This is a genomic window from Pseudomonas sp. GW460-LB5 (genome assembly GCF_059423245.1).
The window spans coordinates 2436-14485 of sequence record NZ_JBWKXT010000094.1; the positions used below are offsets into that span (position 1 = coordinate 2436).

Sequence of the window (12050 nt, forward strand, 5' to 3'; positions counted from 1 at the left end):
CCCCCCCCCGCTCCCACAGGGTTTGCCACCAGCATCAAATAGGCCCGACCTTTGGTCAGCCACCCGACCTCGGCGTATTTTTCATGTATGATATGCGCCCTCCAAAAGCCTGACTGTCCGAGAACACCCCATGCAGCTCTCTTCGCTCACTGCGGTTTCCCCTGTAGACGGCCGTTATGCCGGCAAAACCCAGGCCTTGCGCCCCATTTTCAGCGAATTCGGCCTGATCCGTTTCCGCGCCCTGGTCGAAGTGCGCTGGCTGCAGCGCCTGGCCGCCCACCCGCAGATCGGCGAAGTGCCGGCGTTCACCGCCGAAGCCAATGCCCTGCTGGACAACCTGGCCACCGATTTCAAACTTGAGCACGCCGAGCGCGTCAAGGAAATCGAGCGCACCACCAACCACGACGTCAAGGCGATCGAATACCTCCTCAAGGAGCAGGCTGCCAAGCTGCCTGAGCTGGCCAAGGTCAGCGAGTTCATCCACTTCGCCTGCACCAGCGAAGACATCAACAACCTGTCCCACGCGCTGATGCTGCGCGCCGGCCGTGACGACGTGCTGCTGCCACTGATGCGTCAGATCGCCGACGCCATCCGCACCCTGGCCCACACACACGCCGCCGTGCCAATGCTGTCGCGCACCCACGGCCAGCCGGCTTCGCCGACTACCCTGGGTAAAGAGCTGGCCAACGTCGTGTATCGCCTGGAGCGCCAGATCGCCCAGGTCGCTGCCGTACCACTGCTGGGCAAGATCAACGGCGCCGTGGGCAACTACAACGCCCACCTGTCGGCCTACTCGCAGATCGACTGGGAAGAGAACGCCCGCGCCTTCATCGAAGACGAGCTGGGCCTGCAGTTCAACCCGTACACCACCCAGATCGAGCCGCACGACTACATCGCCGAGCTGTTCGACGCCATCGCCCGCTTCAACACCATCCTGATCGACTTCGACCGTGATGTGTGGGGCTACATCTCGCTGGGCTACTTCAAGCAGAAGACCGTTGCCGGCGAAATCGGCTCCTCGACCATGCCGCACAAGGTCAACCCGATCGACTTCGAAAACTCCGAAGGCAACCTGGGTATCGCCAATGCGTTGTTCCAGCACCTGGCCAGCAAGCTGCCGATCTCGCGCTGGCAGCGCGACCTGACCGACTCCACCGTGCTGCGCAACCTGGGCGTGGGCTTTGCCCACAGCGTCATTGCCTACGAAGCCAGCCTGAAAGGCATCGGCAAGCTGGAAGTCAACGAAGCCCGCATCGCCGCCGACCTGGACGCCTGCTGGGAAGTGCTGGCCGAGCCGATCCAGACCGTGATGCGCCGCTTCAACATCGAAAACCCCTACGAGAAGCTCAAAGAGCTGACCCGTGGCAAGGGCATCACCCCGGACGCGCTGCTCACCTTCATCGACGGCCTCGACATGCCAGCCGAAGCCAAGGCCGAGCTCAAGCAGCTGACCCCCGCTACCTACATCGGTAACGCGGCAGCCCAGGCCAAACGCATCTAAGCTGACCGTCGCATACAACGCCCGGCCTGGCCGGGCGTTTTTATTCCCGGACGAAAACTACGTTTTTTCAATAGGTTGAACATGAATCCTGATACTCCACTGCAGCTGCTCGGCGGCATCTCGGCCCGCGAATTCATGCGCGACTACTGGCAGAAGAAGCCCCTGCTGGTGCGCCAGGCCTTCCCGGACTTCATCAGCCCGATCGACCCCGACGAACTGGCTGGCCTGGCCCTGGAAGAGGAAGTCGAGTCGCGTATCGTGCTTGAACACGGTGCACACCCGTGGGAGCTGCGCCGCGGCCCGTTCAATGAAGACACCTTCGCCGAGCTGCCGGAAAAGGACTGGACCCTGCTGGTACAGGCCGTGGACCAGTTCGTCCCGGAAGTGGCCGAACTGCTGGAAAACTTCCGCTTCCTGCCCAGCTGGCGTATCGACGATGTGATGATCAGCTTCGCCGCCCCCGGTGGCAGCGTTGGCCCGCACTTCGACAATTACGACGTGTTCCTGCTGCAGGGCCACGGCCAGCGCAACTGGAAGATCGGCCAGATGTGCAGCAGCGACAGCCCGCTGCTGGAGCACGCCGACCTGCGTATCCTTGCCGACTTCGAGCAGAGCGGCGAATGGACCCTGGAACCAGGTGACATGCTCTACCTGCCGCCACGCCTGGCCCACTACGGTGTAGCCGTGGACGACTGCCTGACCTACTCGGTCGGCTTCCGCGCGCCAAGCGCCGCCGAAGTACTGACCCACTTCACCGATTTCCTGGGCCAGTTCCTGCCGGACGAAGAACGCTACAGTGACGCCGACGCCCAGCCGGTCAGCGACCCACACCAGATCCAGCACGACGCCCTCGACCGCCTCAAGGCCCTGCTCGACAAGCACATGGGCGACAAGGACCTGCTGCTGACCTGGTTCGGCCAGTTCATGACCGAGCCGCGTTACCCCGAACAGATCGTTGGCGAAGAGCTGAGCGAGCAGGAGCTGGTCGACGCCCTCGAGCAAGGCGCCATCCTGATCCGCAACCCGAGCGCCCGCATGGCCTGGTCAGAGTTCGAAGACGACTTGCTGCTGTTCGCCAGCGGCCGTAGCTGCCCACTGCCAGGCAAACTGCGCGAGCTGCTGAAGCTGGTGTGCGCGGCCGATGCCCTGCATGTCGACAACCTCGCCGAGTGGCTGCAGGATGAAGATGGCCTTATGCTTGTACAGCAGCTGGTCAAACAAGGAAGCCTGGGATTCGCCAATGAATAAGATCAGCGTTCGCCTTGCCGACTGGCACAAAGACAACGCCGACATCCGCCGTATCCGTGAAGCGGTGTTCGTCGCCGAGCAGCACATTCCACCAGAGCTGGAGTTCGATTCGGAAGATCAGGACGCCGTCCACTTCCTGGCCCAGGAAGGCGACTATCCGATTGGTACCGCGCGCCTGCTGGCTGACGGCACCATCGGTCGCATCTCCGTGCTCAAGGACTGGCGGGGCCTGAAGGTTGGCGATGCGTTGGTCAATGCGGTCATCGTCGAAGCACAGAACCGCGACCTGAAGCAGCAGACGCTCAGCGCCCAGGTGCACGCCACCCCGTTCTACGAGCGGCTGGGCTTTCGCGTGGTCAGCGAGGAATTCCTCGAAGCCGGCATCCCGCACGTGGACATGGTGCGCGACTCGCACGCCTGATCCATGACCAGCCCACAGGGGCCCCATACATCTGCAAATTGTGGGGGCCCTTGTGGCAGCGGGTTCAACCGGGAAAGGGCCGGAACAGGCCCAAGATACTTCCCCTGACAAAAACCTGTACATCCATCCAGATAAAACTTGCCTCCGCGCCCCCGCTTGCGCATCCTAGTGCCCATCACCCCCGATGAAGCGTTCCCGGCCATGCGCCTGTTCCTCTGCGAAAAACCCTCACAGGCAAAAGACATCGCCAAAGTGCTTGGCGCCACTCGCAAGGGCGACGGCTGCTGGCAAGGTACCGATGTCTGCGTAACCTGGTGCATCGGCCATCTGCTGGAAACCGCCCCGCCCGACAGCTACGACGAACGCTACAAGCGCTGGAACCTGGCCGACCTGCCGATCATCCCGGACACGTGGAAGATGCTGGTCAAGCCCAAAACCGCCAGCCAGTTCAAGGCGGTGAAGCGCCTGCTCGGCGAAGCCCGGGAGCTGATAATTGCCACCGATGCCGACCGCGAAGGCGAAATGATCGCCCGCGAGCTGGTCGAGCATTGCCGCTACCGCGGCCCGGTGCAGCGCCTTTGGCTGTCGGCGCTGGATGACACCTCCATCCGCAAGGCCCTGGCGCGCCTGCTGCCAGGCCACGAAACGTTCAACCTGTACCACTCGGCGCTGGGCCGCTCCCGCGCCGACTGGCTCATCGGCATGAACATGAGCCGGCTGTTCACCCTGCTTGGCCGCCAATCCGGCTACCAGGGCGTGCTGCCGGTGGGGCGGGTGCAAACACCCACCTTGCGCCTGGTGGTCGACCGCGACCGCAGCATTGCCGACTTCGTGCCGGTGCCGTTCTGGGCCATCGACGTACAGCTTGAACACGCAGGCCAACGTTTCAACGCCCAATGGCGTGCACCCGAAGATGCCTGCGACGATCAGGGCCGCTGCCTGAACCAGGGTTTGGCGCAACAGGCTGCTACCGCCATCGGTAATGCCGGTACGGCCCGGGCCGTCAAGGTGACCACCGAGCGCATGCGTGAAGCCGCGCCCCTGCCCTTCGACCTCGGCACCCTGCAGGAGCTGTGCTCGAAAAAGTTCGGCCTGGGCGCCCAGGAAACCCTCGACATCGCTCAGGCCCTGTACGAGACCCACAAGCTGATCACCTACCCGCGCAGCGATTGCGGCTACCTGCCACAAAGCCAGCACGCCGAGGCCCCCGCCATCCTGGCTGCCCTGCAACGGGCCGATGCCAGCCTGGCGCCGCTACAGCCCTACCTGGAGCCCCAACGCCGCTCGCGGGCATGGAACGACGCCAAGGTCAGCGCCCACCACGGCATCATCCCCACCGCCGCCGCCAGCGACCCCTCACGCCTGCCGGCCAAGCACAAGGCGGTGTACACGCTTATCCGCGCCCGCTACCTGGCCCAGTTCCTGCCCAATCATGAGTACGACCGCACCCAGGCCGACTTCGACTGTGCCGGCCATGCCTTGCGCGCAGTGGGCAAGCAGATCGTCGAACCGGGTTGGCGCCGCGCCCTGCCCGAGGCGCTGACCCCGGCAAAAGGCCGCGAAGCACCGCCGGCCCAGGTGCTGCCCGTGCTGCGCGAAGGCCAGGACTGCACCGTGCAAGGCCTGCAACTGAAAGACCTGTGGACCCAGCCGCCCAAGCCGTTCACTGAAGGCGACCTGATCAAGGCCATGAAAAACGTGGCCAAGCTGGTGGACGACCCGCGCCTTAAGCAGAAGCTCAAGGAAACCACCGGCATCGGCACCGAGGCCACCCGCGCCAGCATCATCCAGGGCTTGCTCGACCGCGGCTACCTGGTGAAGAACGGCAAGGCGCTCGCGGCCACACCCGCGGCCTTCAGCCTGATCGATGCCGTACCCCGCGCCATCGCCGACCCTGGCACTACGGCGATCTGGGAGCAGGCGCTGGACATGGTGCAAAGCGGCGAGATGAGCCTGGAAGAATTCGTGGCCCGGCAGTCGGCGTGGATGGGCAAACTGGTGGAACGTTGCAGCGGCATGCGCATGACCATCAGCGGGCCGGCAGCCGGGGCAGCACCGCCCTGGAAGAAGAAGCGTCGCGGTGGCAGTGGAAAAAGCAAAGCGGCCGGAAGCAAGTCGGCAGCGGGCAAGCCGCGCCAGCCCCGGAAAAAGGCGACAACCTGAAACTTCTGCACTGGCTTGCCGGCGATAGGGCCTGCTCAGGCAGCACATTAATAACAGGCAAACGACTAAACCCTGCCTGACACATTGGCGCTATGAAATTTCCCTGCTAAGTTTTCATGAAAATAATCACAATAATTTTCACGAGGCTTCTGCATGTTCAAACAATCCGCCCAGCACGTCGCCAGCTACTACGCCCAGACCTACCCCGCCAACATTCCGCTGCGCCCTACCCTGCAAGGCCTCCACGACACTGATGTGCTGATCATCGGCGCCGGCTTCAGTGGCCTGCATACCGCCCTGCGCCTGACCCAGGCCGGCAAGCGCGTCACATTGCTGGAGGCCAGCCGCGTGGCCTGGGCTGCCTCCGGGCGCAATGGCGGCCAGGCGCTGCTGGGCTGGTCCTGCGACATGCCGCCACTGGAAAAAGCCCTGGGCCTGGAACGTACCCAGCGCCTGTGGGCGAGCATGTGCTGGGCCGCCGACGAACTGCGCGAGCTGCCCCAGCGCCATGGTTTCGATATCGACTACAGGCTGGGCAGCCTGTGGACCGCCGTGCTGCCGCGCCGGGTGAAAATGCTTGAAGAAGCCCTGCACGATGCCGAAAGCAAATGGGGCTACGACGCCCTGCGCCTGATCAGCCGCGACGAGCTGCCGCAATGGATCGACAGCCCGCGTTACCAGGCTGCGCTCTACGACGCCAAAGGCGCCCACCTCAACCCGCTGAAGCTGGCCCAAGGTCTGGCCAGCACCCTCGAAGCGGGTGGTGGGCACATCTACGAACAAAGCCGGGTACTCAGTTATCAAAAGGCCGGCAACGGCTATGTTGCCCGCACAGACAACGGCGAAGTGCGCTGCCAGGTGTTGGTGCTGGCCTGCAACGCCTACATCGACCGCCTCGACCCCGGCCTGTCGCGGCGCCTGTTGCCAGTCGGTTCCTACCAGGTCGCCACCGCACCACTGGACGCCGACTTCGCCCGCTCACTGCTGCCGCGCAACAGCTGCGTGATCGACAACCAGTTCGTACCCGACTACTTGCGCCTCACCCCGGACCACCGCCTGCTGTTCGGTGGCGGCTGCACTTACCTGGGCGGCATTCCCAAGGACGTCGCCAGCGCCACGCGCCCTTACCTGGAGCGGGTGTTCCCGCAACTGGCCGGGGTAGCCATTGACTATGCCTGGGGCGGCCATATCGATTGCAGCACCCGGCGCACCCCTGACGTCGGCCGCGAAGACCAGCGCTATTGGCTGCAGGGTTTCTCCGGCCACGGCATACTGCCTACCCTGGCCGCGGCGCGAGCGGTCAGCGATGCCATCCTCGGTGACGACGACCTGTTGGCGTTGTACCAAGGCATCGACAATGGCCGGTTCCCCGGCGGGGACCTGCTCGCAGCACCGCTGGAAGCCGCCGCCAAAGCCTGGTACAGACTGCGCGACACTGTCTGAAGACGACCGGCGCTTGCTGCGCCGGAATCTCTCCTATTCTCAATAGCTCCCTTCGGTTCCTGCAGACAGGAGACACGATCATGAGCCATGTAACCACGAAGGACGGCGTGCAGATTTTCTACAAGGACTGGGGCCCACGCGACGCCCCGGTCATTCACTTCCACCACGGCTGGCCGCTGAGCGCAGATGACTGGGATGCCCAGATGCTGTTCTTTCTCGCCCAGGGCTACCGCGTTGTAGCCCATGACCGGCGTGGTCATGGCCGTTCCAGCCAGGTATGGGACGGCCACGACATGGACCACTACGCCGATGATGTGGCAGCCGTGGTTGCCCACCTGGGTGTCCAGGGCGCCGTGCATGTCGGCCACTCCACCGGCGGTGGCGAGGTGGTGCGTTACATGGCCCGCTACCCTCAGGACAAGGTGGCCAAAGCGGTGCTGATCGCCGCCGTGCCGCCACTGATGGTGCAAACGCCCGACAACCCTGGCGGCCTGCCCAAGTCGGTGTTCGATGACTTCCAGGCCCAGGTCGCCAACAACCGTGCGCAGTTTTACCGGGATGTACCGGCCGGGCCGTTCTACGGCTACAACCGCCCCGGTGTCGAAGCCAGCGAGGGCATCATCGCCAACTGGTGGCGCCAGGGCATGATCGGCAGCGCCAAGGCCCATTACGATGGCATCGTGGCGTTTTCCCAGACCGATTTCACCGAAGACCTCAAAGGCATAAACCAGCCGGTACTGGTGATGCATGGGGACGATGACCAGATCGTGCCGTATGAAAACTCTGGGGTGCTTTCGGCGAAGCTGCTGCCCAATGGCACGTTGAAAACCTACGAAGGTTACCCGCATGGCATGCCGACTACCCATGCCGATGTGATCAATGCGGATTTGCTGGCGTTTATCCGTAGCTGATGTGATCACCTGTAACGGCCCTTTCGCGGGTAAACCCGCTCCCACAGGTACAGCGCTTCCACAGGTTCGACGCTGAACCTGTGGGAGCGGGTTTACCCGCGAAGAGGCCGCCACTGGCAACACACCCCTCCCAGGATTACCATGTCACCCTTCTAGCGCGGCCTTTTGCCGCACCTTGCCTCCCTGCCTGCCAAGACCCCCATGCCCTTCGAACTCACCGTAGAACCCTTAACCCTGCTGATTCTGGCCCTGGTCGCCTTCGTCGCCGGTTTCATCGATGCCATCGCCGGTGGCGGGGGCCTGCTCACCACCCCGGCCCTGCTCACCGCCGGCATGCCACCGCACCTGGTGCTGGGCACCAACAAACTCAGTTCCACCTTCGGTTCGGCCACCGCAGGTTTCACCTACTACAAGCGCAAACTGTTCCACCCGGCGCAGTGGCGCCCGGCGTTGTTCGCCACCTTGACCGGGGCGTTGCTCGGCGCGGTCATCGCCCACTACATGCCAGCCGAATGGCTGAACAAGATGCTGCCGGTAATCGTGTTCGCCTGTGGCATCTACCTGCTGTTCGGCGGCACACCCAAGGCCCCGCTGGATGCCGATGCACCCATCAAGAAGAAGTGGCAGGTACCGCAAGGCTTCACCCTGGGCTTCTACGACGGCGTCGCAGGGCCAGGCACCGGAGCGTTCTGGACGGTCAGCACCCTGCTGCTGTACCCCATCGACCTGGTCCGCGCCAGCGGGGTGGCGCGCAGCATGAACTTCGTCAGCAACATCGCGGCGCTGACGGTGTTCGTCATTTCCGGGCAGGTGGATTACATCGTCGGCCTGTGCATGGGCCTGTCGGTCATGGTGGGCGCCTTCTTCGGCGCACGCACGGCGATCAGCGGCGGCAGCAAATTCATCCGCCCGGTGTTCATCACCGTGGTGCTGGCACTGACTGTGCGCCTAGCGTGGCAGCACTGGTTCGGGCAAGCCTAAACGCCTGGCCACATACAGATCGATCAGGTACCGGGCAATGGACCGCCCGGCCGGCAGCGGCGGCAGGTCGTGGACGCTGAACCACTGGGCATCCTCGATCTCGTCCGGCTGCATGACTATCTCGCCCCCGGCATATTCGGCATGGAAACCCAGCATCATGGAATGCGGGAACGGCCAGCACTGGCTGCCGACGTACTGGATATTCTGCACGTCCACGGCCACTTCCTCGCGCACTTCGCGCACCAGGCAGTCTTCGGCCGACTCACCCGGCTCGGCAAAACCCGCCAGGGTGCTGTACACACCGGTGACGAAGCGCGGCGAGCGCGCCAGCAAGATTTCATCACCACGGGTCACCAGCACGATCATGCTCGGCGAAATACGCGGGTAGCTGCGCAGGTCGCACGGCTGGCAGTACATCGCCCGCTCCCAGTGAATTTGTGTCATCGCCTGGCCACAGCTGCCGCAGAAACGGTGCTCGCGGGCCCAGGTGCCGATCTGCGCGGCGTAACCCAGTACTTTGTAGGTGTCGAAGTCGCCTTCGAGCATGAACGCACGCAGCCCACGCCAGCTGCAGCCGGGCACATCGGTGGCGCTGCGCAGTTCCAGCAAAAATACCGGCTGGCCGTCAAAGTGGCCGATGCCATGCTCGCACAGCACATCGAGGTCCTGGCGCTTCAGCCAGTCGCGGGGGAACAGCGCGCCGTTGTCGTCCACCAGAAACCCTTCCGGGCTGCGGGCCACGGCCACACCCCCGGTGATCTGCGGGTCGAGTACTGCAGTAGTCCAGCGTGCTGACATGTCGGGAGATTCCTTGACTGCGCGTCCCCCGGCCCGATCAGTCGGCGAACGTCGGTTTCTGTTTGCTCATGTGCGCCGCCACGGCCACGCGCAGGTCTTCGGACTGCAGCATCGCGGCGTTCCAGGTGGCGATGTAGTCCAGGCCATCGTCAATGCGATGGTCACGCATGTAGCTGAGCATTTCCTTGGTGCCGGCCACGGCGATCGGTGATTTTGCAGCAATCTCGCGGGCGATGGCAAAGACACCGTCCATCAGTGCGGCCTGATCATCATAGACCCGGTTGACCAGGCCGATGCGCAGGGCCTCGTCGGCCGCAACGTTGCGACCGGTGAAGGCCAGCTCACGCATGATGCCGTCGCCAATGATACGTGGCAAACGTTGCAGTGTGCCGACGTCGGCGGCCATGCCCATGTCGATTTCCTTGATCGAGAACTGCGCGTCGCTGCTGCAGTAACGCATGTCGCACGCCGAGATGAGGTCGATGGCGCCGCCGATGCAGTAGCCCTGCACGGCCGCCAGCACTGGCTTGCGGCATTTGTCCACGGCGGTGAACGAGGCTTGCAGGCGCTGGATGGTGCTACGCAGAAAGCGCGCATTGCGCCCCACGTCCTTGCCCATTTGCCCAGCCAGCGAGGCCAGCATCATGAGGTCGATGCCTGCGGAAAAATGCTTGCCGGCACCACTGATCACTACCGCCCGCACGGCATCGGTGTCGTCGATCCACTGGAAGATAGCGATGATCTCTTCCCAGAAGGCCGCGTTCATCGCGTTGACCTTTTCCGGGCGATTGATCTGAACGTGGGCGATGTTGTCGGTCAGTTCAACCTTGAACGCACTGTACTCGGTCATGGGCGGCACTCCTGCGGGTGAAGGATTCATGGCGCGGATGTTAACCCAGCCCGGTGACCGCACTTGTGCCAAAAACGGGACTGCGCGCCTTGCCTATGGCGCGCCGATCCGGCACCGTGCGCCATCAATGAATTATAAGGATACATATTCATGTCACGCTCTTTGACAGGCACCCTCGCTCGAGGGTTTCTAGGCCAGTCTCCACTTTGGTACAAGGCGGTCATCTGCCTGTTCCTGGTAGTCAACCCGCTGCTGCTGGTAACCGTTGGCCCGGTTGCAGCCGGCTGGGCGCTGGTACTCGAATTCATCTTCACCCTGGGCATGGCGCTGAAATGCTACCCGCTGATGCCCGGCGGCCTGTTGCTGATCGAAGCCCTGTTGTTGCAGATGACCACGCCACAGGCGCTGTATGAAGAACTGCAACACAACTTCCCGGTGATCCTGCTGCTGATGTTCATGGTCGCCGGTATCCATTTCATGAAGGAGCTGCTGCTATTCCTGTTTTCGCGCATTCTGCTCGGGGTGCGCTCGAAGGCAATGCTGGCGTTGCTGTTCTGCGGGCTGTCGGCGTTTCTGTCGGCGTTTCTCGATGCATTGACCGTGACGGCGGTGATCATCAGCGCTGCGGTCGGCTTCTACGCGGTGTACCACCGCGTAGCATCCGGCGCCAACCCGCGTGAGGAAAGCGCGCTGGACGGTGACCAGCAGATCGGCCACCTGCACCGCGATGACCTCGACCAGTTTCGGACCTTCCTGCGTAGCCTGCTGATGCACGGCGCAGTGGGCACCGCCCTGGGTGGGGTGTGCACGTTGGTGGGCGAGCCGCAGAACCTGCTGATCGGCCACGAGATGGGTTGGCACTTCGCCGAATTCTTCTTCAAGGTGGCACCTGTGTCGCTGCCAGTGCTGGGTGCCGGCCTGCTGACCTGCGTACTGCTGGAAAAACTGCGCCTGTTCGGCTACGGCACGTTGATGCCCGAGCCAGTGCGTCAGGTGCTGGCCGCCTATGCGGCAGAGGATGACGCCGCACGCACCCAGGCACAGCGCGTCGCGCTGTGGGTACAAGGGCTCGCGGCGCTGATCCTGATTGTCTGCCTGGGCCTGCATGTGGCCGAGGTTGGCCTGATCGGCCTGATGGTGATCGTGCTGATCACGGCGTTTACCGGTATCACCGACGAACACCGGCTGGGCCGCGCCTTCCAGGATGCCATGCCGTTCACCTCGTTGCTGGTGGTGTTCTTCGCCGTGGTCGCGGTCATTCATCAGCAGCAGCTGTTCAGCCCATTGATCAGTTGGGTGCTGACGCTGCCTGCCGAGCAGCAACCGGGCATGCTGTACCTGGCCAACGGCCTGCTGTCGGCGATCAGCGACAACGTGTTCGTCGCCACCATCTACATCACTGAGGTGAAGCAGGCGTTTCTCAATGGTGGCATGAGCCGCGAGCATTTCGAAACGCTGGCGGTGGCGATCAACACCGGCACCAACCTGCCCAGCGTGGCAACGCCGAATGGGCAGGCAGCGTTCCTGTTCCTGCTGACCTCGGCGATTGCGCCGCTGATCCGGCTGTCGTATGGGCGGATGGTGTGGATGGCCTTGCCCTATACCGTGGTGATGGGTGGGCTGGGTTGGTGGGCGGTGACCTACTGGCTGTGACGTAAACCTGCACTGGCCCCACCTGATCGGCTAATGCAGTCTCTTGTAGGAGCGGCCTTGTGTCGCGAACGGGCTGCGAAG

General features: G+C 63.4%; 10 protein-coding genes. 8 read left to right on the forward strand and 2 right to left on the reverse strand.

Annotated features, from left to right (window positions below; all coding sequences use genetic code 11):
- Positions 1–130 precede the first annotated feature (130 nt).
- The 7 genes from purB (at position 131) to AC07XM_RS29795 (ending at position 8668) form a co-directional block, all read left to right on the forward strand.
- Positions 131–1501, forward strand: coding sequence for an adenylosuccinate lyase (gene purB / locus AC07XM_RS29765; protein ID WP_024717417.1), 1371 nt, complete (start codon positions 131–133; stop codon positions 1499–1501).
- Positions 1502–1582: 81 nt separating this feature from the next.
- Complete coding sequence (locus AC07XM_RS29770; RefSeq protein WP_016488131.1) at positions 1583–2749, forward strand: ribosomal protein uL16 3-hydroxylase; 1167 nt, start codon at positions 1583–1585, stop codon at positions 2747–2749.
- Positions 2742–3170 (forward strand): GNAT family N-acetyltransferase, encoded by a 429-nt coding sequence (locus AC07XM_RS29775; protein WP_016488132.1) that lies wholly within the window; start codon positions 2742–2744, stop codon positions 3168–3170. The genes AC07XM_RS29770 and AC07XM_RS29775 overlap by 8 nt, the downstream gene beginning before the upstream one ends.
- A 201-nt stretch (positions 3171–3371) precedes the next feature.
- Complete coding sequence (locus AC07XM_RS29780) at positions 3372–5333, forward strand: DNA topoisomerase III (RefSeq protein WP_016488133.1); 1962 nt, start codon at positions 3372–3374, stop codon at positions 5331–5333.
- 153 nt (positions 5334–5486) lie between these two features.
- Positions 5487–6776, forward strand: coding sequence for an NAD(P)/FAD-dependent oxidoreductase (locus tag AC07XM_RS29785; RefSeq protein WP_016488134.1), 1290 nt, complete (start codon positions 5487–5489; stop codon positions 6774–6776).
- An 80-nt stretch (positions 6777–6856) separates the two neighbouring features.
- On the forward strand, positions 6857–7687 hold the full coding sequence (locus AC07XM_RS29790; RefSeq protein WP_016488135.1) for an alpha/beta fold hydrolase: 831 nt from the start codon (positions 6857–6859) through the stop codon (positions 7685–7687).
- A gap of 201 nt (positions 7688–7888) precedes the next feature.
- The gene (locus tag AC07XM_RS29795; RefSeq protein ID WP_024717416.1) at positions 7889–8668 is read left to right on the forward strand and encodes a TSUP family transporter; all 780 of its coding nucleotides are present in this window, start codon (positions 7889–7891) and stop codon (positions 8666–8668) included.
- Here AC07XM_RS29795 and nudC read toward each other — a convergent pair.
- Positions 8636–9466 (reverse strand): NAD(+) diphosphatase, encoded by an 831-nt coding sequence (nudC, locus tag AC07XM_RS29800; protein ID WP_016488137.1) that lies wholly within the window; start codon positions 9464–9466, stop codon positions 8636–8638. The genes AC07XM_RS29795 and nudC overlap by 33 nt on opposite strands.
- 37 nt (positions 9467–9503) lie before the next feature.
- Positions 9504–10316, reverse strand: coding sequence for a crotonase/enoyl-CoA hydratase family protein (locus AC07XM_RS29805; protein ID WP_095115622.1), 813 nt, complete (start codon positions 10314–10316; stop codon positions 9504–9506).
- Positions 10317–10466: 150 nt separating this feature from the next.
- Here AC07XM_RS29805 and nhaB point away from each other — a divergent pair, with 150 nt between their 5' ends.
- Entirely contained in the window at positions 10467–11969 is a 1503-nt protein-coding gene (nhaB, locus tag AC07XM_RS29810) for a sodium/proton antiporter NhaB (RefSeq protein WP_102690184.1), read from the forward strand.
- Positions 11970–12050: the final 81 nt, after the last annotated feature.